The organism is Haloarcula rubra, assembly GCF_019599465.1.
In the GTDB taxonomy this organism is placed as follows: Archaea; Halobacteriota; Halobacteria; order Halobacteriales; family Haloarculaceae; genus Haloarcula; species Haloarcula rubra.
Map to the genome: position 1 here is coordinate 382,585 of NZ_RKLR01000003.1, position 20,132 is coordinate 402,716.

The following is a 20,132-nucleotide window of genomic DNA, read 5'->3' on the forward strand; positions in this document are numbered from 1 at the left end:
GGTCACGCCTCGCCGTGACCGTCGAGTACGTCGCGCTCGATTCGCGTAGCGTAGTCCTCTATCGTCGACTCGTCGAGGGTCTCGTCGCTCTCCTCGCTCACGAGGTCACGGAGTCGGTAGTCGTACTTCCCGCGACCGACGTGTTCGACGAGGCCGCGCAGCCGTAGCGTCCGGTTCCGGGCGTACGCCGCGGTCCGGTCCCCGTCACCGCCGGCGGAGAACTGCGCGTTCAGCGGCGTGCCCGGCCCGTGTTCACGGTAGTAGGCCAGCATCCGCAGGGTCTTGTCGTTCATCTCGGTGAGGTCGGCGACGACGGCGGCGACGACGGCGGGCCGGTCGGTCGCGTCGCTCGCTGGCGAGTCGTCCCCGCTCTCGGCGTCGTCGACGGCGGCCATCGCGGCCGCGAGGGCGGCGTCGGCGTCGCTCTCCTCGTCGGCGTGTCCGTTCGTCGACGCACCGTTCGTCGCCGGCGCGGCCCCGTTCGTGACGACGGCGTCGTCGCTCCCGCCGTTCATCGCCACGCCGTCGTCGCTGAAGGCGCTGAACGCGTCGCCGAACCCGCCCCCGGAGGTCGCGTCGGAGGGCGGTGCTTCCTCCGTTTCGTCGGTCCCCGCCGACCCGTTCGCCGCTGCCGCGTCGTCCTCCTCGGGCGGACCGGCGAGTCGTTCGCGCTGTCGGCGCATCTCCTCCTGTGCGGTGCGGCCGGGGTTGTACCCCTCGACGTGTCCGACCAGCGCCTCGGTGAACTGCTCGGCCATCCGCTGGAGGTCGCGTGCGTCCTGCAGTTCCGTCTCCAGTTCGGCGATGCGGGAGTTCTTCTTGTCCAGTTCCTCGCGGAGTTCCTTGATGCGGTTCTCGGTGGCCTGTTTCTCCTCGCTGATGGTCTCCAGTTCCGAGACCAAATCCTCGCTGACCGACTTCAGTTCTGGCCGCTCGAAGTCGTCCAGCCCCGGCGTCGCGCCGGCGTCGAAGGTCTGCTTGCGATGGAACTGGACGCGGCGGACCTGTTCGGCCCAGTCGGTCATCATGAACGCCTCGCCGTCGTCCAGGTCCTCGACGGCGTCGGCGTAGTCGTTGTCGAGGATGCGACCCACCACTTTGGTGTCGTTGTTCCACGTGAGCCGGTGCCACACCAGCCAGTCGCACTGGGTGATGTAGTCCTTCTTGACGTCGGCGGGTCGCTGGCTGATGCCGACGATGCCGAGGCCGTGTTTGCGGCCCCGCTTCCCGATCTTGATGAGCATCTTGCCGACTTCGCCCATCGACCCTTTCTCCGGAATCCACTCGTGACACTCCTCGACGAGCATCAGGAACGGCTGTTTCTGTTTCTTCGCTTTGGCGAACAGTTGCTTGGCGACGGCGGTCAGCAACGCCTCCGCCTCTTCCTCGTCGAGAAAGGAAGAGACGTCCAGGATGATGGGGACGTTCTGTTCGAGCGCTAGCGAGGCTATCTTGCCCGCGTGCTCCTCGGTGACCTGGATGTCACACTCCTCGTCGCCGCCGACGTGGAGAATCTCGTACTCCTCTTTCAGGCCGTAGTACTCGCCGTCGATGTCGACGACGAGGAGGCCGAACCCGTTGTCGAGCAACTTCTCGGCGACGACGCTGGCGGTGTTTGACTTCCCCGACCCGGACTTGCCGGTGATGAACCCACGTCCGGTCAGCAGTTCGACCACCGGAATGTCGACGGACTGCCCCGGGTCCTCGGTGCCGCCGGGGCCCGCGCTCGTGTCCGCGACGGTAATGTGTTCAGTCTCTGCCATGCGTTCTTGTCGGGACAGAGCACCGCACCACCCATAACTCTCCGTCAGACGCTAGTCAGCCAGTCGACCAGTCGTACCGGTGAGAGGTGAGCAAGGGCTATTGTGCTGGCGGTCCCCGTGGTAACCAGTGTCGGTGACCACCGCATGACCCGCTACGACACCCACGTCGAGGACGGCGTCGTCTTCGTCGGGACGAGCGACGGACCGCTGGAGGTGGCACCGCTCGAAGACGTCCTCGACGCCGTCGGTGGCCCGGCGTGGACGATTACCTACACCGACGCCGAGAAGGCGCGGTACCCGGAGATGGAGACGGACGACGAGGGGTTGGTTGTCGACGTGGTGGACATGCTGAACGCGATGACCCACAGCGAGCAGTTCGTCCAGACGCTCGCCGCCCACCCGACGACGGTCCCCGCAGAAGACACCATCTCGCCGCGTGCGGGCCTGTTCGTCGGGAAGTTACTGGAGAACTTAGAGAACGGCGTCGCCTGAGAGCCGTCAGTCGAAGTCGTCGAGCGACACCTGTCCGTCGCGGTTCGCAGACGACGCGTCCTCGTCTCGCCCCGACGCGGTGTCGCCGAACTCGGTGAGCGAAACCTGTCCCTCCGGGTCGTTCTCGGTGGTCGAACCGCCCGTCGCCCCCTCACCGTCGTCCGTCTGTGGCGAGTCCTCACTGTCGAACCCGCCGAGACTGGCCTGTCGCCCCGCGGAGAAGTCCAGGTTCGAGACGCGGACGCCGACCTTCCGGACCGCGGCGTCCTCGAACTCCGTCAGCAGGTCCAGCGCCACCGACTTGACGAGGTCCGCGTCGTCGACGGGCCCGGGCAGTGACCGGGCGCGGGTGTTCACGTCGAACGGCGGTTCGACGACCTTGATGCCGATAGTCTGGTAGCGGGCCTCCTTGCGATGGGCGCGGTCGGCGACGGCCGCCGCGAGCGTCTCGACCTTCTGGCGCTTCTGATCGGTGTCTTCGACGGCCTCGGTGAACGCCGACTCGCGCGAGAGACTCTTCGGGTCGCCCTTCGGCGTGATGGTGCGCGTGTCCTCGCCGCGGGCGTAGCGCCGTATCTCCAGCCCCCGGTCGCCGAATCGCTCGGCGACCGTCTCCGGGTCGGCCGCGGCGAGGTCCCCCGCCGTCTCGATGTCCAGCGCCGCGAGTTCACGGGCCGTCACCGGGCCGACGCCGTGGACTTCCTCGACGGGGAGGTCCGCGAAGAACTCCCGGACGTCCCCCGGTCGAACGACGACGAGGCCGTCGGGCTTGTCGTGGTCGCTGGCGACTTTCGCGGCGCTCATCGTCGGCGCGACGCCGACGCTCGCCACGACGCCCACCTCCGACTCGATGGTCGCCTTTAGCGTGTCGGCCCACGACTCGGCCTCGTCCCACGCGACGTCGTCGGTGACGTCTAGGTACGCCTCGTCGATGCTGACCTCGCGGACCACCTCGGCGGCGTCGTGGAGGACGTCCTTGACCTCGCTCGCGACCGCCTCGTAGTGGTCCATATCGACCGGGCGGTAGTATCCCGCCGCCTCGACCGACGTCTCGGGGTCTTCGGCGGCCTCGACTCGCCGAGGGAGGCGTTCGAGTGCCTCCGAGATAGCCATCGCCGACTCTACACCGTACTCCCGTGCTTCGTAACTCGCCGTCGCGACTGCGCCGTGGGTCTCCCCGTTCTCGTACCCCATCCCGACGACGAGCGGTTCGCCTTCGAGGGCGGGTTCTCGCCGCCGTTCACAGGCCGCGTAGAAGCAGTCCATGTCGACGTGCGCGACTACCTGGTCGGTCGTCTGGGTTCCGGGAAGCCGCGCCGCGTCCATATCCGAGAGTACACACGCGGGGTCAAAACCTCTCCGCCCGAGCGGACCACTCGCCACCGACCACTCTCACTCGCCGTTCTCCGCCGAGACGTACACACGCGTCGGGCCAGCTATCCGGTCGAGGTTCTCACGGAGCGCCGCAGTCTGTTCGTCCGTCGCGCCCGGCGTCAGCGTCACGGTGACCTGTCCGTCGAACGGGTGTGCCTCCAGTTGGCTCCGAGCCTCGAACAGGCGGCCGTAGCCGTCGCTCCCCCACTCGACGTCCGTGGTGAACACCATCGACCCGAAGTCCCGGCCGTAGTTCGCCTCGGCCTTCGTCGAGAGTGTGTCGAGTCGCTGCCCGATGGACGAGAGCGCTCGCGCTTCGGGTATCGCGAGCAGTACGTCCGTCACCGGGTACGTCGTCTCGGCGGCGAAGTCCGGTGCGTACCCGCCCGGGTACCGCTCCAGTTCCGGGCCCTCCGTCACCCGGTAGGCGACGAGTCGCGGGAGGCCACCGTCGTAGAGGTGCGCCTCGACGCGTGGGACCATCCCCGTACCTATCGGCGGTGTCTCGCCGACCCTGAGAACTGCGGCCAAGGTGCTCATTGGGACGACATAGCGGGAGAAGAACCTCAACCTGTCGACGCCGTCACGAAACGAAGCGCACGTCGGCGGGGTGGCCTAGCCCGCCGACGATAGTTGGCCGTCGATGCCAATCCCGGAAGCTACAGCGGTCGTTCCCGCTGGGAGCTCGGGGGCTCCGTGTTAACGTTGTACACGATACCACTTCAATGTTGTTCAGTCAGATTGACAGGAGAGGGGCCGGCGTCAGGCGACGTCGTCCAGTTCGACGGTGTCCTCGTCGACGTCGTCCCAATCCTCGCCGACCCACTCACGGAGGCGGTCCGTGACGCCGGCGAAGTCGTCACCGTCCTCGAACTGCTCGACGAGTACCCACCGCTCGTCGCGCCCGTCGAACCCGAGGCTGTACCCGTGGTCGCCGTCCACGATGACGACGAACGCCGTCACCACGTCCAACTCCGGGAAGAACCCGACCGGCGCGACGCCGTAGTCGTCGTGTTGCGCTTCGAGGGCCGTGACCTCTGTCGTCGATAGGGGGCGCTCGGGCAACGAGTCGCGCAGCGTAGTCATCGGGTCAGTGTCGCCACAGGACGCCCAAATCGGTTTCGGGACTCAGTGGAGCAGGCGCTCTGCTTCGGCCACCGACGCCGCCGTCTCGCCTTCGTACCCGGCCGCGCGTGACCGTCGGGCGAACGCGTTCTCGGTGACGGCGCTCGTCTCCGACGCGACGACACGGACGACGTCGCCGACGCCCATCTGTTTCAACTCGCTCTGAGCGTCCTCGATAGGTTTCGCCGCCTCCGGCGACGGCGGCGTGAACGCAGAGATGTCGTTGATGACGGAGAAGCCCTCGGAGAGATGCCGGGCCGACGTGAGGGCCTCGGCAGCGGCCTGCTTGATCTGGGCTGGAGAGAGCGTCCCCGAGAATTCGAGGTACAGCGTGTTCGCCTGTGTGTCCGCTTCGACGTCGAATCCTGCTTCCGTGACAGCCATACGAGTACGTCGCTACACCGGTGCTTTGGAGTTGGCCCTTACCAGTAAGGCACGCCCTCGCGAGCAGTGTCGCCGCTCAGATGGCGTGGTCGGTAGAACGGGGAACTGGCGCACTATACCACAACCAGGTCCCCACTAGCCCGATACCGAGGGCCGTTATCAGCTTTCTGTTCGTCGCCGGACACCGAACCGGTGTCTCGGCCACGTGAACGACCACACACCTTTAGCACGGTGCCACGTGAATTGCTTACGTATGTCACTGGTCCCGTCGCTCCGCGACGAGGTTGGCGACAACCTTCGCGCCGTCGCAGCGTACCGAGAGGACACCTGCAAGATACTCTACGAGCGGCCGGACGTACAGTCCAAACCGCGCGTTATCGACCGCATCCACCAGGAACTCGTCATGGAGGGATTGGGGACCGAACACCTCGAAGACGTCTTCGACGTCGGGCGGTTGAACTGTACCGTCCACAGTTTCGAGGAGGCGATGTGCTTCCACTTCGTTCGCCCGAACATATCGGGGGTCTTCGTCTCTATCGACCCCGATTCGCTCCTCGCGATGCGGGAGTTCGTCGACCTCTGCAAGACCGAGCCGATCGACAGTACGCTGTGAGTGCCCACAGTCGGTCCCTCGGAGAGGGAAAGAGAAAGAGCCGGTGGGTGGACCGGCCGATGGCGTCGAGTGCAAACCGTTGGGGGGTGCCGGTGACAGGAACGAGGGCAGCGACGACAGGGGGGATGTTGTCGGTAGTGCCTCTGACACCGGGCAGTTTCGTTGTGTAGAGCTAACACATTCAACACTGTGGGTAACTGTATTCGCCGCGTCGGCCGTGCGGTGAATATGTATTCACGTCCTCGCCCTCGACGGGCCCCCCGACGTCGAGCCTACGTCTCACTTCTCCCGGCTATCTCTGTCGACGTCGCTCGATCCGACTCTCCAGTTCTGTGTCGTCTCCGTGACTCTCGATGGCGGTTCACTCCACGGGCTTCAGCTGCGACACCTTCACACTATTCCCCGAGCGTCACGTCCGGTCGAGCAGGTCCGAGGCTGACTCGGAAGTCGGGATGGGTCGGAGCGAGCGTGACGATGGGCGTTTGCGCCTGTTCCACGTATCGGCCCCGACGTCGCCAGAACAGGGTCTCACGGTTCGAGATATCGTCGGTGACAATATGGAGTGGGGTCGGAGGGATTTGAACCCCCGATCGGCTGATATCTCCGTCCTGTGCCTCGGAACTCCAGAGGGTCATCGTCGCGAACCGATGATCAGTCGGCCGCTCAGTATATCAGCCCTTGGAGTCTCGTCCCAGGCACGTGGCCTCTGGAGTCAGCCGCCTTCCCGGACTAGGCCACGACCCCGCACTCCGTCGTTTACCGAGTTAACCTAAAGGGATTTCGATTGCCCGGCGGCGTTTCAGTCCCGATCGGTGTCGGACCAGTCACACTCTTGGCACTTGTACCCGGTGACGAACTCCAGCGCCGAGGGCATGTACCCCACGGAGACGACGTTCTCGCCACACTCCGGACACGACTCGTCGGCGTCCTCTATCGGTTCTGCGTCCATCACGCTCTCGCCTTCGATGAGTTCGGCGAGGCTCTCGGGTGTCTGCATCCGTCCCTGAACCACGCGGTTGTCGGCCATATCGGACAGCAGAGCGTGAGCGGCCTAAACGTTCCCCCTCAGAGCCACGGCGCGCGTTCCTGGTCGGGGTCGTACTCGACGGTTGCGCCGTCGTCGGTGCGTTCGTCCGCCGCGACGCCCTGGGAAGCACCGCCGTCGGAGAACGCGGCCGTGAGGTCGATGCTGTCGGGACGGTACTCGGCGTGTCGTTCACGGGCGTTGTCGGGGTCGAACGAGAGCAACGCCGTGACGGCGAGGACCGCGAGGGCGACAGGGGCCGTCGTGGGCATCAGACCCAGCACGGAGAGTGCGAGGACGCCCAGTGCGACGGCACTCCCGAAGCGGAAGCGGTCGATGTCGACGGCGTTGCGCAGCCACGGACTGGCGAGGGCGACGACGAGAGCGAACCCGACGCCGATACCCGCCGTCGCCGCGGCGCGGGCCATCGTCGCCACGTCGGCCTCGACGACCAGCGACGCGCCCGCGGGGTCGAGACTCGCGAGGAGACCCAGTCCCACGATTATCGCGGGGCGGGGCAGTATCTCTCCGATGCGGGCGCTCGCCGTCTGGGCCGCGATAGCCATGATGACGATGCCGGCGAAACGCTCGAATATCTCGAGACGCACGACTCCGGCGATAGTCGGTGCGATAGCGGCTTCGAGCACCGCGATGGGGAGCAACAGCGCCCCGATGAGCAGGACGGTTCTGGCCTGTTCGCGGGGGCCGCCCTCCATCTCCGCGAGGACGACGGCGACCATCGCGGACCCGCCGAAGACGAGCAGCCCGACTTCGAGCATGCCGGTCCACGTCGTCAGCGCACCGGCGAGGACGAGGACGGGGAAGATACCGTCGACTAAGGGGAGTCCCATGACCGTCGCCAGCAGGCGACCGCCGCGACCGACGCGTCGCTCAATGTCGAGTGCGACCGGGTGTCTGGAGCTACTCATCGCGTGTTACGGACGGGGATACCCCTGTACCCGATGGGTGCTTACAGCGCCGACCAGACCGACGGTCGATTGCCACCCCTTCGATTTCCCGAAATCCACCCAGAATGTGTTCGACGCCGTCGAGCACGTCGATTGCAGGCCGCTGGCCTCGGGGGTGGATTCGGTGAGACGCATATCTATAACTATCTTTCACCAGAGTATAAGCGTTGTGTGAGATTCGGCCCCACACCCCGTGAAACGTGCGAATCTGTCCCACACAACTGGATAGACGTCCCGCGACGACACCGAATACCGGACACCCCGTGTGGCACTCCACCCCAGTCTCGGCCAGTCTCGCAACGTTTTTGCCCGGCCGTCGTGGACGACTTACATGGCGAACGATTCCGAGCCTTTCTCCGAGAAACTCCGCGTTCCGGAGGCGCTGACCTTCGACGACGTACTGCTGCGACCCAAAGAGTCCCGCGTCGAACCTGACGAAGCGGACACCGCGACGCGCGTCTCGAAGAGCGTCCAGCTAAACGTCCCCGTGCTGACCGCCGCGATGGACACCGTCACGGAGAGCGACATGGCCATCGCCATGGCTCGGCAGGGTGGACTGGGCGTCCTCCACCGCAACATGGACGCCGACCAGATGGCCGCCGAAATCGAGCGCGTCAAACGTGCCGACGAACTCATCATCCGCGACGTCGTCACCGCGAGCCCCCAGCAGACGGTCCGCGAAGTCGACGAGATGATGGACCGGCAGGGCGTCTCCGGTGCCCCCGTCGTCGACGACGAGAACGGCGAAGTGCTCGGCATCATCTCCGGGACGGACATCCGGCCGTACCTCGAGGTCGGCGAGTCCGACGCCGTCACGGAGGCCATGACCGACGAGGTTGTCACGGCCCCCGAGGACGTCACGCCGCGGGAGGCGCTCGAACTCATGTACGACCACAAGATAGAGCGCGTCCCCATCGTGGACGAGGAGAACCGACTCGTCGGTCTCGTGACGATGAAGGGCGTCCTCCAGCGTCGCGAGTACGACGAGGCCGCTCGCGACGAGAAGGGCAAACTGCGCGTCGGGGCCGCCGTCGGCCCGTTCGAGGTCGACCGCGCCCAGACCGCCGACGAGGCCGGCGCGGACATCCTGTTCATCGACTGCGCCCACGCCCACAACGCGAACGTCATCGACAGCGCCCGCGAAATCGAGGCCGAAGTCGACGCCGACGTCGTCGTCGGCAACGTCGGCACCCGAGAGGCCGCAGAGGCCGTCGTCGACTTCGCCGACGGCGTGAAAGTCGGTATCGGCCCGGGCTCTATCTGTACCACCCGCGTCGTCACCGGGGCCGGGATGCCCCAGATTACGGCCGTCGCACAGGTCGCAGACGTCGCCAGCCAGCACGACGTGCCCGTCATCGCCGACGGTGGCATCCGGTACTCCGGCGACGCCATCAAGGCCATCGCCGCCGGCGCGGACGCGGTGATGCTCGGGTCGTACTTCGCCGGCACCGACGAGGCGCCCGGCCGCGTCATCACGATGAACGGCAAGAAGTACAAGCAGTACCGCGGCATGGGGTCGGTCGGCGCGATGAACGAGGGCGGCGGCGAGCGCTACCTCAAGGACGACGAGGAAGGTGAGGAGTACGTCCCCGAAGGTGTCGAGGCCGCCACGCCGTACAAGGGCTCGCTGGAGTCCGAACTCCACCAGCTCGTCGGCGGGATGCAGTCCGGGATGGGCTACGTCGGCGCCGAGACGATTCCGGAGTTCAAGGAGCGCTCCGAGTTCGTCCGCGTCTCCGCGGCCGGCCAGCAGGAGAGCCACCCCCACGACGTGATGATTACGGACGAGGCTCCCAACTACAGCCCCGATAGCTGAGGGCGTCGGTCGGTGCGTCGGGGCGTCTGTCCGGGGTGAACTGGGCAGCGGACACCGACTCTCTGGACCGGTTTTTCAGTCGTAGTAGTCGTCGTCTATCGGGAGGTCGACCTCCGTCTCGCGGGCCGACTCGACCGGCGCAGTGAGCGCCAGCGTCTCGCTACACTCCGGGCACACCGTCGCCACCTCGACGTACAACGACCCGTCTCGTTCGTAGATGTCGAGGACGTCCGCGTCGGCGGGGTAGAGGTACTCGGCCGCCAACTCGTGTTCGTGGTCGCTGGCATACGCCGCTGACATACAGGCAGAGATACACTTGCCACCACAGAGACGTTTTCGGCGAGTCCCACGCGGCAGGCACGGGACGAACGCAAGATACTCCGCCGTCAGTTCGCTACTGGTGGCCATGACGTCCTACGAGTGTTACGTCGGCGGCGAAGCGGCACTGGGGGACCAGGCCCGGTCGGTCCGTCGCGACGTCTTCATCGAGGAACAAGGCGTCTCGGAGGCCGAGGAGATGGACGACAAGGACGACGAGGCGACCCACGTCGTCGTCACCGACGACGGCGACCCGGTCGCCACCGCGCGCTTCCGGTTCGTCGACGAGACGACGGCACGGATAGAGCGCGTCGCCGTCCTCGACTCCCACCGCGGCGAGGGCCTCGGCGTCCGCGTCATGGACGCCGCCGAGACGACGGCCCGCGAGCAGGGGGCGACGGCGGCGTTCCTGCACGGGCAACTCCGCGTGCAGGAGTTCTACGAGAGCATCGGGTACGAGGCCGAGGGGGAGACGTTCGAGGAGGCCGGCATCCCGCACGTCGAGATGGTCAAGCCACTCGACTGAGCGAGTCGGGCGCTAATCGCGGCCGACGACGAGGTAGACGACGATGACCAGAACCCCCGGGATGAGACCGATGAAGAACCCGAGTCCCGTCAGGACGGCCCAGAGTACGGCGTTGTCGTTCCCGCGCCCCTTCGCGTCGGAGTCGACTCGGGACACCGACAAATTTCTTCGGGTGCCTGCCGAACGGCGCTACGAGTCCACTGGCGTGCTAAACCCGTCACTCGGGGCTGAATCAGTTCGCGACAGCAAAGCGGGCCGGAAGGGATTTGAACCCTCGACCGACGGCTTAAGAGGCCGTCGCTCTGCCAGACTGAGCTACCGGCCCTGCACTCATTGGTTGCGGAGGCCGTTGTAAATACGTTTCCTTTCGAATCGACGGACGACACCGACGTCCGTACCGCTACGGACTCCCCGTGGCCCGCCAGTCACGCCCCTGTGGGCGAGACGGTGTGATATAAGTACGTCCCAGCCACAGTCACACCCAATGAGTGCAGCCAGCGGCATCACGATGGCCTCGATGTCCACGTACGCCATTCTGGGGTGTGGGAGCGTGGGCCACGCCGTGGCAGAGGAACTCGTCGACGAGGGGAAAGACGTCCTCATCTTAGACGCAGACGAAGGGCGCGTCGAAGCACTACGCGACCAGGACCTGAACGCCAAACAGGCGGACATCTCCGAGCAGGACATCGTCGAGACGGTGCAGGACCGGGACGTGGTCCTCATCATGTCCTCGGACGTGACCGCCAACGCCGAGGCCGTCAGGAACATCCGGTTGTCGGACGGCGACCAGTTCATCGTCGCCCGTGCGGACGACCCCGTCTCGGCCGACGAACTCACCGAACTCGGTGCCGACGTGGTCATCAACCCTTCGGCGGTCATCGCCGACTCGGCCCTGCGGGCGCTGGAGACGGGCGAACTGGAGTACAAAGCCTCGCAACTGGGCGACGTCATCGACGCCACCGAGGAGCGGATGGCGATTCTCATCCACCGCTCGCCGGACCCGGACTCCATCGCCTCCGCTGCCGCACTGCGGGCCATCGCCGAGAGCCGCGACGTCGAGGCCGACATCGTCTACGAGGGCGAAATCGGGCACCAGGAGAACCGCGCGTTCGTGAACCTCCTGGGCATCGAACTCGCCTCGCGCCAGTCCGTCTCGCTGGACGACTACGACACGTTCGCCCTCGTCGACGTCGCCAAAGGCGGCGAACCGGACGTCCAATCGGTCGACATCGTCATCGACCACTACGAACACGACCACGACCACGACGCCGCATTCTCCGACATCCGGCCGAACGTCTCGGCCACCTCCACCATCCTCACGAAGTACATCCAGGAACTCGACCTGACGCTGGACCAGACCGTGGCCACCGCGTTGCTGTACGGCATCCGAGCCGAGACGCTAGACTTCAAGCGCGACACGACGCCGGCGGACCTCACGGCCGCGGCGTACCTCTACCCGTTCGCGGACCACGACACCCTCGAACAGGTCGAGTCGCCGTCGATGAGTCCGGAGACGCTGGACGTCCTCGCCGAGGCCATCCGGAACCGCGAAGTGCAGGGGAGCCACCTCGTCTCCAACGCCGGGTTCATCCGCGACCGAGACGCCCTCTCACAGGCCGCACAACACCTGCTCAACCTCGAAGGTATCACGACGACTGCGGTGTTCGCCATCGCCGACGACACCATCTACCTCGCCGCGCGGTCGAAGGACATCCGGATGAACATCGGGAAGGTACTCGCCGACGCCTTCGGCGACATGGGCGAGACGGCCGGCCACTCGACGGACGCGAGCGTCGAGATTCCGCTCGGCATCTTCACCGGACTGGACACGAGCGACGACAACCGCGACACGCTACTGGAACTGACCGAAGAAGCGGTCAAACGAAAACTGTTCGAGGCGATGGGCGTCGACAGTTCGAGCGGCGAGAGCGCGAACGGGAACTAGGCCGGGACCTCTTCTTCCTCGTCCTCGTCGGTATCTGGCTGGCGCAGGCGCTCGACGATGTCGTTGACGATGATGACGTCGCCCACGGCCTGCACCCAGCGGTACGGAACGATGACGCCGCGGGACGAGCGTGCGTCGGCGCCGAACAGTTCGTTGTTGAGCTGGTGGAGGGCGAGCCCCGTGACCGCCTCGTGGTCGAGGTCGAGGCGGATGTCCTCGACTTCGCCGACGAACACACCGTTCTTCGAGTACACCTCTCTCCCGACGAGCGTCGTAATCTCCTGTGGAGCGCTCCTGTGATCCATACTCTCTTGCTGGACCGGACGGGTCTTAAACTTTCATTGCGCGTCAGACGTTCGTCTGCGACCGAGGTGCGACACCCGGATTAGGGCGACACGGGAAGCTTTTCAGGGGACGAGCCTAACGCACCCACGATGCCGGAGGTCAGCGCCAGTATCGACGTTCCAGCGCCGCCGAGCGTCGTCTGGACGGTGTTGACCGACGTCGACGCCTACCCAAAGTGGAATACGCTACTGGCGGTCGACGGCGAATTCACAGTCGGGGAGTCCGTCTCGGCGCGGCTCTCGGTCCCCGGACTCCCGACAGTGTCGTTCAGTCCGGAGATTACGGCGGTCGACCCACCTCGCGAACTACGCTGGCGGTCGCGGCTCTTCGGCTACGACGCCGAACACAGTTTCCTGCTCGAACCGAGCGGCGGCGGGGGTACGCGGTTCGTCCAACACGAGACTATCGACGGCCCGTTCGCCGGTCACATCGTCGACCGCCTCGGTCGGCGGATGCGTCGCGGGTTCGAGCAGATGAACGTCGGGGTGCGCCGCCGGGCCATCGAACTCACGGAGCGGTGAGATACGGTCGTGTACGCCCGTGACACACCGACAGAGCGGTTAAGCGTCGTGGTCTCGTAGCGGGCCGCATGGGCGACGCGAGCGAGACGGCGCCGACCGACACGCCGGTACACGTCGAGAGTATCGCACACCTCGACGGCCTCGTTGCCGACACGTCGGTCCTCCTCGTGGACTTCTACGCGGACTGGTGTGGGCCGTGCAGACTCCTCGAACCGACGGTCGAGACAATCGCGGCCGACACCCTCGCAGTCGTCGCGAAAGTCGACGTCGACGACGTGCCGACGCTCGCTCGCGAGTACGACGTGCGGGGCGTCCCGACGCTGCTGCTGTTCGCCGAAGGTGAAGTGGTCGAGCGACGGGTCGGCATCGAGGACGAGGCGACGCTCAGAGCGCTCGTCGACGGGTACAGCCAGTAGCTCGGCCGGCGACTCGGTCACCGCCGGTCGGCGTCCGTGTCGAACAACCGCCGAAGCAGGTCCCACGTCTGGTCGTCGACGGCGTCCACCTCACTACTCACGCTCCGCCCCCGTCTCGTCTGGGCGGTAGTACAAGTACGTTCGGTGCGACCCACCACAACACTCATCCCGGTCGTGTCGTGAGTGAACGTATGCCATCGTTGGTCGTCCACTACGCGTTCGTGGGGTTGCTCGCAGCGACCCTGCTCGGTGCGGCCTTCGACAGACGGTCGCTGTTGCTCTCTCTGGTCGTCGTCACGGTTCCCGACGCGGACGCGTTCATCGCGCTGGTCTCGCAGTTCGGCCACCGAACCGCGACGACGAACCTCGTCATCCCGGCGATAGTGGCGGGCGTGTTGGCGTTCGACCTGTACGCTCGCGAGGAGTCGTACGTCCGCGGGCGGTGGGGTGCGTACGGCGTGCGGGTCGCGTGGTTCTGTGTCGTCGTCTACGCGGTCGGCCACGTACTGTTCGACGCCGTCACTGGCGGTGCGAACCTCCTGTGGCCGATTCACGACGAGTTCTACGTCGTCAGGGGGAAACTGGAACTGTCGAGCCAGCGTGGCATCGTCCAGACGTTCGTCGAGTGGAACGGCGGGAACGGCGCGAACGGCGGCGGAGGCGGCGGTCCCTCGCTCCGCTCTATCGGGAACACGAGCACCGTGCAGATGGACACCGGCGTCGACCCGACGCCGGGGAAGAGAGAACCGGAGAACGTCGACCGAATCTTCCCGGTCGCTCGCGGTGGCTGGCAACTGTACCTCCTCGTCACGGGGACGCTGGCGACGGTGGCCCGCTTCGTCGTCGGGTACGACCTGCCCGAGGAGTGACGCCGGTTTCGACTCTTTCATGTAGGCGGTGGCCCACCGGGCAGGCATGGGATTCGAGGTGCATCGCCGACTCAGTGTCGCCGACGCCGTCACGCTCGTCAACGCCGTCGTCGGGTTCGCCGCCGGGGCCGTCGCCTTCGCCGACCTCCATCTGGCCGCCCGTCTCCTCCTCCTGTCGGTCATCGTCGACGCCCTCGACGGCATCGTCGCCCGCAGTAGCGACAGTTCCGAGGTCGGCCCGCTACTGGACTCGATAACCGACGTGGTCTCTTTCGGCGTCACGCCGAGTCTGTTCGTCTACGTCCTGCTGACCGACGCCTTCGGGGGTATCGAGGCCGGAGCGCCACTCGTCTTCGTCGGCCTCGTCGTCGTGGCGTCGCTGTACGCCGTCCTCTCGGTGGTCCGGACCGCGTTCTACTCGACGTACTTCGACGCGCCCGACGAGCGTCCGGGGATGCCAAACTCGCTCGGTGCCATCGTCCTCGCGACGGCGTATCTGGCCGGCGTCACGGACCCCGTCGTCGTGGCCGCGGGCGTGACCCTCCTCGCCGTCGCACAGGTCGCGCCGTTCGACTACCCCAAACCGGGCGTGAAGACCGTCGGACCGATGGGCGTAGTGCTGTTCGGCGCCGTCGTCGCACCGACGGCGCTGGGTCGGGCCGCCCCGCGACTCATGCTCGCCATCGCGCTCCTCTTCTTCGCGTTGGGCCCGCGGTACTACTGGCTCGACTGAGGTCACTCGCTCGCGAGTCGAGCGGCGAGGAAGTCCCGCACCGTCTCGTTGAAGACGGCCGGCCGTTCGAGCATCGCGAGGTGAGCGGCGTCGGGAATCACGGCGAACTCGCCGGCGGGAATCTCGCTCGCCAGTCGCTCGTGGTACGACCGTGGCGTGAGCGTGTCGTGTTCGCCACAGACGGCGAGCGTCGGCACCCCGATTTCTGCGAGGCGCTCGGTCACGTCGAACCGGTGGCTGGTCAGGAAGTCACGCCGTGTGACTGTACGGCCCGTCTCGCGCATCTCTGCTCTGGAGCGGGTCAGGAGGTCCTCGTCGGCGTCGTGAAAGAGTCGGTCCCGCCCGTGGAGGAACTCGACCGCCCGGTCGAAGTCCGACTCCAGCCACTCCCTGAGGCCGTCGAACACCGGGAGCGTCGGCCCGGTTCCCAGTAACACGAGCGCGTCGGGACGCCAGTCCGTCTCCAGCGTGACCCACTGCGCGACGGCCCCGCCGAGCGAGTTCCCGACGAGCACGTCCGCGTCGACGGCGCGAGCGACGGCGACGACGTCGGCCGCGTAGGCCGAGAGTGTCTCGCCCCCTGGCGGCGTCTCTACGTCCTCGGACGCCCCGTGACCGCTCAGGTCCAGTGCGGCCGCGGGCAGCGTAGGGCCACTCGGCGCGTACTGGGTCGCCCAGACGCGGTGGGTCGCGCCACTCCCGTGGACGTACAGCGCCACGGGCCCGTCACCGTCGCCGCTACGCACTCGGTACGCCGTCGTCCGTCCGTCGTGCGCGACTGTCTCCATGCGTGCACGCACACGGGGGGACGGAATAAAGCCATCCGACCGCGGACGTGGAGATGTGAACCGCAAACAGTCAACTCTCTCCGATTTACCGCCGTATGGCGTATTTCAGCGACAGATTTATATACTTATCGCGCTTACTCGTGGTTAGGATGAATTCAGAACAGCAGTTGTTCGACGAGACGCCGCTCCGCCGATTCGAGTACGACGACAGCGTCGTACTCGCGGCGGACGTGGGTGCCCTAGACGACGCCAACGTCGATGTCGTCGACGGTACGGTCATCGTCGTCGCGGGTGACGAGCAGTACGAGCAGGAGGTTCCGGAGGCCGCCGACGGACGAGCGTTTATCAACAACGGCGTCCTCACTATCGAACTGTCAGACGAGGAGGACTCTAACTGATGAAACTCACCGTCAAACCCCTCAAGCAGAAGGACGCGGGCCGTGGCCTCGCCGCCATCGACAGAGCCGCGATGGACGAGATGGACCTCGAGAACGGCGACTACATCGTTCTGGAAGGCAAGAGCGGTAACCGCGCCGTCGCGCGCGTCTGGCCCGGCTACCCCGAGGACGAGGCGAAGGGCATCGTCCGTATCGACGGCCAACTCCGACAGGAGGCCGGCGTCGGTATCGACGACAGCGTCACCGTCGAGAAGGCCGACGTCAAGCCGGCCACCAACGTCACGGTCGCGCTCCCGCAGAACCTCCGCGTTCGGGGGAACGTGGGCCCGATGATTCGGAACAACCTCAGCGGGCAGGCCGTCACGCAGGGCCAGACCGTCCCGGTGAGCTTCGGCCTCGGACCGCTCTCGTCGATGTCCGGCCAGAAGATTCCGCTGAAAATCGCCGACACCGACCCAACGGGGACCGTCGTCGTCACCGACTCCACCGAGATTCAGGTGAGCGAGAAGCCCGCCGAACAGATTCGCGGCGAGGAGGGCGCGACCGACCGTGACTCGCCCGACGTGACCTACGAGGACATCGGCGGCCTCGACAGCGAGCTCGAACAGGTCCGGGAGATGATAGAACTCCCGATGCGCCACCCCGAACTGTTCCAGCAGTTGGGCATCGAGCCGCCGAAAGGCGTCCTGCTCCACGGCCCGCCGGGGACCGGGAAGACCCTCATGGCGAAGGCCGTCGCCAACGAGATAGACGCCTACTTCACGACCATCTCCGGCCCGGAGATCATGTCGAAGTACTACGGCGAGAGCGAGGAGCAACTCCGTGAGGTGTTCGAGGAAGCCGAGGAGAACTCCCCCGCCATCGTCTTCATCGACGAGATAGACTCTATCGCCCCCAAGCGCGGCGAGACGCAGGGCGACGTCGAGCGCCGCGTCGTCGCACAGCTCCTGTCGCTGATGGACGGCCTCGAAGAGCGCGGGCAGGTCATCGTCATCGGCGCGACCAACCGCGTCGACGCCATCGACCCCGCGCTCCGCCGTGGCGGCCGCTTCGACCGCGAAATCGAGATCGGCGTCCCGGACAAGGAGGGCCGCAAGGAGATCCTGCAGGTCCACACCCGCGGGATGCCCCTCTCCGAGGAGATCGACCTCGACAGCTACGCCGAGAACACCCACGGGTTCGTCGGCGCCGACCTCGCCTCCCTGACGAAGGAGAGCGCGATGAACGCGCTCCGGCGCATCCGCCCGGAACTCGACCTCGAATCCGACGAGATAGACGCCGAGGTGCTGGAGAAGCTGGAGATTACCGACGACGACGTCCGCGAGGCGAAGAAGGGTATCGAGCCCTCTGCCCTGCGGGAAGTGTTCGTCGAGGTGCCCGAAGTCACGTGGGAATCCGTCGGTGGCCTCGAAGACACCAAGGAGCGCCTCCGCGAGACCATCCAGTGGCCGCTGGAGTACGGTGAAGTGTTCGACTCGATGGACCTAGACGCCGCGAAGGGCGTCCTGCTCTACGGCCCGCCCGGCACGGGGAAGACCCTGCTGGCGAAGGCCGTCGCCAACGAGGCCGACTCGAACTTCATCTCGGTGAAGGGCCCCGAGCTGCTGAACAAGTTCGTCGGGGAGTCCGAGAAGGGCGTCCGAGAAGTGTTCAGCAAGGCCCGCGAGAACGCCCCGACCGTGGTGTTCTTCGACGAGATAGACTCCATCGCGACCGAACGCGGTGGCGGGCAGACCGACTCCGGCGTCGGCGAACGGGTCGTCTCCCAGCTGCTGACCGAGTTGGACGGCATCGAGGACATGGAGGACGTCGTGGTCGTCGCGACGACCAACCGGCCGGACCTCATCGACAGCGCGCTACTGCGACCCGGCCGACTGGACCGCCACGTCCACGTGCCGGTGCCCGACGAAGCGGCCCGCCGGGCCATCTTCACGGTCCACACGCGCGAGAAGCCACTCGCGGACGGCGTCGACCTCGACAGCCTCGCCCGTCGGACGGAGGGCTACGTGGGCGCCGACATCGAGGCCGTCTGCCGCGAGGCGTCGATGGCCGCGACCCGCGAGTTCATCAACAGCGTCGACCCCGAGGACATCGGTGACTCGGTCGGGAACGTCCGCGTGACGATGGACCACTTCGAGCACGCGCTCGACGAGGTGGGCCCGAGCGTCACCGACGAGACCCGGGAGCGCTACGACGAGATCGAGAAGCGCTTCGACACCTCCGAACCCGAACTCGAAGAGGACAAGGTCAGCCGGACGTTCCAGTAGACCGGCCCCTCGTCTCCGTTCGGGAGTCAGTATCCGTTTTTCGCCCGTGTGTTCACCTCCCGTCCGGACCAGTTATTTAACGTCCGCGGCCGCATCCTCTGTCAATGGCCGGGTCGACAGACGTCGCGTCCGAACACGCTCCCGAGGGGTACGAGGACGATGACGAACACGAACACGAGCACCGGAGTCGGTGGCCGCTCGTCGCGGCTATCGGCGCGGCGACCCTGTACCTCGGTGCCGGCCTCTTCTTCGTCGGCGGTAGTCTCGTCCCCTCGCTGATTCCGTTAGCCCTCGCGCCCGTCGGTGCCGTCGGTCTGGTCGTCGGCCTCGCCGGGTGGGCCAACGAAGCGTTCGTCGCAGACTACCGGCAGTCCCACGCCGGCGAGTCGGACCTCTACAGCACGACCATGGTGCTGTTCCTCGTCTCCGACGTGGCGACGTTCGCCGCCGGGTTCGTCTACTACGCGTTCGTCCGCGTCGGTGCGTGGCCGCCCGACCACCTCCCGCCCTTGCTGGGGTCGCTCGTCCTCGTCAACACGGCGTTGCTGGTCGCCAGTAGTTTCACGCTCCACTACGGACACGAGGCGCTGGAGGCCGGGCACCGACGACGCTACCTCGGCTTGCTCGGCGCGACGCTACTGCTGGGCGTCGTGTTCCTCGTCGGGCAGGCCGTCGAGTACTACGAACTCGTCGTCGGGGACGGCTTCACGTTCTCCAGCGGCATCCTCGGGAGCGCCTTCTACGGCCTGACGGGGCTCCACGGCCTCCACGTCGCACTCGGCGTCCTCCTCATCGCTATCGCGTTCGGCCGGTCGCTTCGCGGCCACTACGCCCCCGACCGCGACACCGCCATCCGGACCACGTCGCTGTACTGGCACTTCGTCGACGCCGTCTGGATAGTGCTCGTCCTCGTCCTCTACGTCGGGTCGACGCTCTAGTCTCCGGCCGACCGTTCGAGTGCGACCAGTTTCCGGTACAGCGGCGGGGTCAGGATGCCGACCACGCCGAAGGCGATGGCGAACACGCCGAGCGGGAACTGCAGCGGTGCGGCCTCGAAGCAGGGGTTCTCCGAGACGATGGTCACGTAGTGACGCTCGCCCTCGTGCCGAACTATCGACCCGTTGCGGAACTGGGCGGCGTTCGGGAAGTCGCCGGTGACGTGGGCCTCGCCCCTCGGGTCGGTCAGCGCCTCCGTGAACGCCGTCTGCTCGGCCGTGGACAGGTCCTCGTAGTCGAACCGAGCCACTTGTGGCGTCGTCTCGGCGAACCGCCGTGCGGTCTCCTCGGGCCCCTCGACGGCTATCGTCGGTTCACCGCAGGTGCTTATCTCGTCCTGGATGAGCGCGTAGCCACCCGGCACGGCCGCACCGATGCCGACGGCGACCAGTAGGACGCCGAGGAACGGCGCGAGGTAGGTGAACAGCACCGACTCGGGTTGGTCGCTCAT

The 20,132-nt window shown here is 66.4% G+C and carries 26 protein-coding genes and 2 tRNA genes; 12 read left to right on the forward strand and 16 right to left on the reverse strand.

All coding sequences use genetic code 11. The annotated features are described in order from the left end of the window. Window positions 1-2: 2 nt before the first annotated feature. Entirely contained in the window at window positions 3-1,763 is a 1,761-nt protein-coding gene (locus EGH21_RS10225; protein ID WP_220618374.1) for a helicase HerA domain-containing protein, read from the reverse strand. Between the two features lie 144 nt (window positions 1,764-1,907). Between EGH21_RS10225 and EGH21_RS10230 the strand changes: the two genes are divergently transcribed. Continuing rightward, window positions 1,908-2,255, forward strand: coding sequence for a hypothetical protein (locus tag EGH21_RS10230; RefSeq protein WP_220618375.1), 348 nt, complete (start codon window positions 1,908-1,910; stop codon window positions 2,253-2,255). 6 nt (window positions 2,256-2,261) lie between these two features. Here EGH21_RS10230 and dinB read toward each other — a convergent pair whose 3' ends face one another. From dinB to EGH21_RS10250, 4 genes are all read right to left on the reverse strand, one after another. After that, window positions 2,262-3,581: a DNA polymerase IV gene (gene dinB, locus EGH21_RS10235; RefSeq protein ID WP_220618376.1), complete on the reverse strand. Its 1,320-nt coding sequence runs from the start codon at window positions 3,579-3,581 to the stop codon at window positions 2,262-2,264. Window positions 3,582-3,647: 66 nt separating this feature from the next. Beyond that, entirely contained in the window at window positions 3,648-4,169 is a 522-nt protein-coding gene (locus tag EGH21_RS10240; protein WP_220618377.1) for a hypothetical protein, read from the reverse strand. Window positions 4,170-4,391: 222 nt separating this feature from the next. Next, window positions 4,392-4,715, reverse strand: coding sequence for a DUF7964 domain-containing protein (locus EGH21_RS10245; protein ID WP_220618378.1), 324 nt, complete (start codon window positions 4,713-4,715; stop codon window positions 4,392-4,394). A 42-nt stretch (window positions 4,716-4,757) separates the two neighbouring features. Beyond that, window positions 4,758-5,138 carry a hypothetical protein gene (locus EGH21_RS10250; protein ID WP_220618379.1) on the reverse strand — a complete coding sequence of 127 codons (381 nt, stop codon included), beginning with the start codon at window positions 5,136-5,138 and terminating at the stop codon, window positions 4,758-4,760. Between the two features lie 253 nt (window positions 5,139-5,391). Here EGH21_RS10250 and EGH21_RS10255 point away from each other — a divergent pair, with 253 nt between their 5' ends. Continuing rightward, window positions 5,392-5,751 carry a DUF7522 family protein gene (locus tag EGH21_RS10255; protein ID WP_220618380.1) on the forward strand — a complete coding sequence of 120 codons (360 nt, stop codon included), beginning with the start codon at window positions 5,392-5,394 and terminating at the stop codon, window positions 5,749-5,751. Window positions 5,752-6,314: 563 nt separating this feature from the next. On the opposite strand, the gene EGH21_RS10260 is transcribed toward EGH21_RS10255, so the two are convergent. The 4 genes from EGH21_RS10260 to EGH21_RS10275 all read right to left on the reverse strand — a co-directional run bounded on the left by EGH21_RS10260 (window position 6,315) and on the right by EGH21_RS10275 (window position 7,878). Next, window positions 6,315-6,495 (reverse strand) — tRNA-Trp (locus EGH21_RS10260). Between the two features lie 55 nt (window positions 6,496-6,550). Beyond that, window positions 6,551-6,778, reverse strand: coding sequence for a DUF5795 family protein (locus tag EGH21_RS10265; RefSeq protein ID WP_220618381.1), 228 nt, complete (start codon window positions 6,776-6,778; stop codon window positions 6,551-6,553). Window positions 6,779-6,816: 38 nt separating this feature from the next. Then, complete coding sequence (locus EGH21_RS10270; RefSeq protein ID WP_220618382.1) at window positions 6,817-7,704, reverse strand: DUF5794 domain-containing protein; 888 nt, start codon at window positions 7,702-7,704, stop codon at window positions 6,817-6,819. Between the two features lie 6 nt (window positions 7,705-7,710). Next, window positions 7,711-7,878 carry a hypothetical protein gene (locus EGH21_RS10275; RefSeq protein ID WP_220618383.1) on the reverse strand — a complete coding sequence of 56 codons (168 nt, stop codon included), beginning with the start codon at window positions 7,876-7,878 and terminating at the stop codon, window positions 7,711-7,713. Window positions 7,879-8,074: 196 nt separating this feature from the next. Between EGH21_RS10275 and guaB the strand changes: the two genes are divergently transcribed. Continuing rightward, window positions 8,075-9,559: an IMP dehydrogenase gene (gene guaB, locus EGH21_RS10280; RefSeq protein WP_220618384.1), complete on the forward strand. Its 1,485-nt coding sequence runs from the start codon at window positions 8,075-8,077 to the stop codon at window positions 9,557-9,559. A 75-nt stretch (window positions 9,560-9,634) separates the two neighbouring features. Here the strand turns inward: guaB and EGH21_RS10285 are convergent, their stop codons facing one another. Continuing rightward, a complete protein-coding gene (locus tag EGH21_RS10285) occupies window positions 9,635-9,859 on the reverse strand; it encodes a hypothetical protein (protein WP_220618385.1) in 225 nt (74 codons plus the stop codon). 106 nt (window positions 9,860-9,965) lie between these two features. On the opposite strand from EGH21_RS10285, the gene EGH21_RS10290 reads away from it, so the two are divergent. Continuing rightward, a complete protein-coding gene (locus EGH21_RS10290; protein WP_220618386.1) occupies window positions 9,966-10,403 on the forward strand; it encodes a GNAT family N-acetyltransferase in 438 nt (145 codons plus the stop codon). A gap of 12 nt (window positions 10,404-10,415) precedes the next feature. Here EGH21_RS10290 and EGH21_RS10295 read toward each other — a convergent pair whose 3' ends face one another. Together EGH21_RS10295 and EGH21_RS10300 are read right to left on the reverse strand one after the other, a co-directional pair. Next, a complete protein-coding gene (locus EGH21_RS10295; protein WP_220618387.1) occupies window positions 10,416-10,559 on the reverse strand; it encodes a hypothetical protein in 144 nt (47 codons plus the stop codon). 95 nt (window positions 10,560-10,654) lie between these two features. Beyond that, window positions 10,655-10,728 (reverse strand) — tRNA-Lys (locus EGH21_RS10300). Window positions 10,729-10,887: 159 nt separating this feature from the next. Here EGH21_RS10300 and EGH21_RS10305 point away from each other — a divergent pair. Then, the gene (locus tag EGH21_RS10305) at window positions 10,888-12,348 is read left to right on the forward strand and encodes a DHH family phosphoesterase (protein ID WP_220618388.1); all 1,461 of its coding nucleotides are present in this window, start codon (window positions 10,888-10,890) and stop codon (window positions 12,346-12,348) included. On the opposite strand, the gene EGH21_RS10310 is transcribed toward EGH21_RS10305, so the two are convergent. Further along, on the reverse strand, window positions 12,345-12,653 hold the full coding sequence (locus tag EGH21_RS10310) for a PRC-barrel domain-containing protein (protein WP_220618389.1): 309 nt from the start codon (window positions 12,651-12,653) through the stop codon (window positions 12,345-12,347). The two genes, EGH21_RS10305 and EGH21_RS10310, sit on opposite strands and share 4 nt — an antisense overlap. 129 nt (window positions 12,654-12,782) lie before the next feature. Here EGH21_RS10310 and EGH21_RS10315 point away from each other — a divergent pair, with 129 nt between their 5' ends. After that, window positions 12,783-13,214, forward strand: a complete 432-nt coding sequence (locus tag EGH21_RS10315) for an SRPBCC domain-containing protein (RefSeq protein ID WP_220618390.1) — start codon at window positions 12,783-12,785, stop codon at window positions 13,212-13,214. 68 nt (window positions 13,215-13,282) lie between these two features. Continuing rightward, the gene (locus EGH21_RS10320; RefSeq protein ID WP_220618391.1) at window positions 13,283-13,630 is read left to right on the forward strand and encodes a thioredoxin family protein; all 348 of its coding nucleotides are present in this window, start codon (window positions 13,283-13,285) and stop codon (window positions 13,628-13,630) included. A gap of 17 nt (window positions 13,631-13,647) precedes the next feature. Here EGH21_RS10320 and EGH21_RS10325 read toward each other — a convergent pair whose 3' ends face one another. Continuing rightward, window positions 13,648-13,788 (reverse strand): hypothetical protein, encoded by a 141-nt coding sequence (locus tag EGH21_RS10325; RefSeq protein ID WP_220618392.1) that lies wholly within the window; start codon window positions 13,786-13,788, stop codon window positions 13,648-13,650. A 33-nt stretch (window positions 13,789-13,821) separates the two neighbouring features. Between EGH21_RS10325 and EGH21_RS10330 the strand changes: the two genes are divergently transcribed. Together EGH21_RS10330 and EGH21_RS10335 are read left to right on the forward strand one after the other, a co-directional pair. After that, window positions 13,822-14,499, forward strand: a complete 678-nt coding sequence (locus EGH21_RS10330) for a hypothetical protein (RefSeq protein WP_220618393.1) — start codon at window positions 13,822-13,824, stop codon at window positions 14,497-14,499. A 46-nt stretch (window positions 14,500-14,545) separates the two neighbouring features. Then, the gene (locus tag EGH21_RS10335) at window positions 14,546-15,232 is read left to right on the forward strand and encodes a protein sorting system archaetidylserine synthase (protein ID WP_220618394.1); all 687 of its coding nucleotides are present in this window, start codon (window positions 14,546-14,548) and stop codon (window positions 15,230-15,232) included. A gap of 2 nt (window positions 15,233-15,234) precedes the next feature. Here EGH21_RS10335 and EGH21_RS10340 read toward each other — a convergent pair whose 3' ends face one another. Further along, the gene (locus EGH21_RS10340; RefSeq protein WP_220618395.1) at window positions 15,235-16,020 is read right to left on the reverse strand and encodes an alpha/beta fold hydrolase; all 786 of its coding nucleotides are present in this window, start codon (window positions 16,018-16,020) and stop codon (window positions 15,235-15,237) included. A gap of 149 nt (window positions 16,021-16,169) precedes the next feature. On the opposite strand from EGH21_RS10340, the gene EGH21_RS10345 reads away from it, so the two are divergent. From EGH21_RS10345 to EGH21_RS10355, 3 genes are all read left to right on the forward strand, one after another. Continuing rightward, a complete protein-coding gene (locus EGH21_RS10345; RefSeq protein WP_220618396.1) occupies window positions 16,170-16,418 on the forward strand; it encodes a DUF7127 family protein in 249 nt (82 codons plus the stop codon). Continuing rightward, window positions 16,418-18,685: a CDC48 family AAA ATPase gene (locus EGH21_RS10350; protein ID WP_220618397.1), complete on the forward strand. Its 2,268-nt coding sequence runs from the start codon at window positions 16,418-16,420 to the stop codon at window positions 18,683-18,685. The genes EGH21_RS10345 and EGH21_RS10350 overlap by 1 nt, the downstream gene beginning before the upstream one ends. Window positions 18,686-18,789: 104 nt before the next feature. Continuing rightward, window positions 18,790-19,623 carry a cytochrome c oxidase subunit 3 gene (locus EGH21_RS10355; RefSeq protein WP_220618398.1) on the forward strand — a complete coding sequence of 278 codons (834 nt, stop codon included), beginning with the start codon at window positions 18,790-18,792 and terminating at the stop codon, window positions 19,621-19,623. Here EGH21_RS10355 and EGH21_RS10360 read toward each other — a convergent pair. Further along, complete coding sequence (locus tag EGH21_RS10360) at window positions 19,620-20,132, reverse strand: DUF7979 domain-containing protein (RefSeq protein WP_220618399.1); 513 nt, start codon at window positions 20,130-20,132, stop codon at window positions 19,620-19,622. The genes EGH21_RS10355 and EGH21_RS10360 overlap by 4 nt on opposite strands.

What these genes read in the sequence shown, in the direction of transcription:
- EGH21_RS10335 (WP_220618394.1), top strand. Translation starts at nt 14,546, where the DNA reads ATGGGATTCGAGGTGCATCGCCGACTCAGTGTCGCCGACGCCGTCACG.
- guaB (WP_220618384.1), top strand. Translation starts at nt 8,075, where the DNA reads ATGGCGAACGATTCCGAGCCTTTCTCCGAGAAACTCCGCGTTCCGGAG.
- EGH21_RS10340 (WP_220618395.1), bottom strand. Translation starts at nt 16,020, where the DNA reads ATGGAGACAGTCGCGCACGACGGACGGACGACGGCGTACCGAGTGCGT.
- EGH21_RS10275 (WP_220618383.1), bottom strand. Translation starts at nt 7,878, where the DNA reads ATGCGTCTCACCGAATCCACCCCCGAGGCCAGCGGCCTGCAATCGACG.
- EGH21_RS10290 (WP_220618386.1), top strand. Translation starts at nt 9,966, where the DNA reads ATGACGTCCTACGAGTGTTACGTCGGCGGCGAAGCGGCACTGGGGGAC.
- EGH21_RS10225 (WP_220618374.1), bottom strand. Translation starts at nt 1,763, where the DNA reads ATGGCAGAGACTGAACACATTACCGTCGCGGACACGAGCGCGGGCCCC.
- dinB (WP_220618376.1), bottom strand. Translation starts at nt 3,581, where the DNA reads ATGGACGCGGCGCGGCTTCCCGGAACCCAGACGACCGACCAGGTAGTC.
- EGH21_RS10310 (WP_220618389.1), bottom strand. Translation starts at nt 12,653, where the DNA reads ATGGATCACAGGAGCGCTCCACAGGAGATTACGACGCTCGTCGGGAGA.
- EGH21_RS10350 (WP_220618397.1), top strand. Translation starts at nt 16,418, where the DNA reads ATGAAACTCACCGTCAAACCCCTCAAGCAGAAGGACGCGGGCCGTGGC.
- EGH21_RS10305 (WP_220618388.1), top strand. Translation starts at nt 10,888, where the DNA reads ATGAGTGCAGCCAGCGGCATCACGATGGCCTCGATGTCCACGTACGCC.
- EGH21_RS10255 (WP_220618380.1), top strand. Translation starts at nt 5,392, where the DNA reads ATGTCACTGGTCCCGTCGCTCCGCGACGAGGTTGGCGACAACCTTCGC.
- EGH21_RS10285 (WP_220618385.1), bottom strand. Translation starts at nt 9,859, where the DNA reads ATGTCAGCGGCGTATGCCAGCGACCACGAACACGAGTTGGCGGCCGAG.
- EGH21_RS10250 (WP_220618379.1), bottom strand. Translation starts at nt 5,138, where the DNA reads ATGGCTGTCACGGAAGCAGGATTCGACGTCGAAGCGGACACACAGGCG.
- EGH21_RS10320 (WP_220618391.1), top strand. Translation starts at nt 13,283, where the DNA reads ATGGGCGACGCGAGCGAGACGGCGCCGACCGACACGCCGGTACACGTC.
- EGH21_RS10315 (WP_220618390.1), top strand. Translation starts at nt 12,783, where the DNA reads ATGCCGGAGGTCAGCGCCAGTATCGACGTTCCAGCGCCGCCGAGCGTC.
- EGH21_RS10330 (WP_220618393.1), top strand. Translation starts at nt 13,822, where the DNA reads ATGCCATCGTTGGTCGTCCACTACGCGTTCGTGGGGTTGCTCGCAGCG.
- EGH21_RS10345 (WP_220618396.1), top strand. Translation starts at nt 16,170, where the DNA reads ATGAATTCAGAACAGCAGTTGTTCGACGAGACGCCGCTCCGCCGATTC.
- EGH21_RS10240 (WP_220618377.1), bottom strand. Translation starts at nt 4,169, where the DNA reads ATGAGCACCTTGGCCGCAGTTCTCAGGGTCGGCGAGACACCGCCGATA.
- EGH21_RS10270 (WP_220618382.1), bottom strand. Translation starts at nt 7,704, where the DNA reads ATGAGTAGCTCCAGACACCCGGTCGCACTCGACATTGAGCGACGCGTC.
- EGH21_RS10360 (WP_220618399.1), bottom strand. Translation starts at nt 20,132, where the DNA reads ATGAGCGACCAACCCGAGTCGGTGCTGTTCACCTACCTCGCGCCGTTC.
- EGH21_RS10245 (WP_220618378.1), bottom strand. Translation starts at nt 4,715, where the DNA reads ATGACTACGCTGCGCGACTCGTTGCCCGAGCGCCCCCTATCGACGACA.
- EGH21_RS10355 (WP_220618398.1), top strand. Translation starts at nt 18,790, where the DNA reads ATGGCCGGGTCGACAGACGTCGCGTCCGAACACGCTCCCGAGGGGTAC.
- EGH21_RS10230 (WP_220618375.1), top strand. Translation starts at nt 1,908, where the DNA reads ATGACCCGCTACGACACCCACGTCGAGGACGGCGTCGTCTTCGTCGGG.
- EGH21_RS10265 (WP_220618381.1), bottom strand. Translation starts at nt 6,778, where the DNA reads ATGGCCGACAACCGCGTGGTTCAGGGACGGATGCAGACACCCGAGAGC.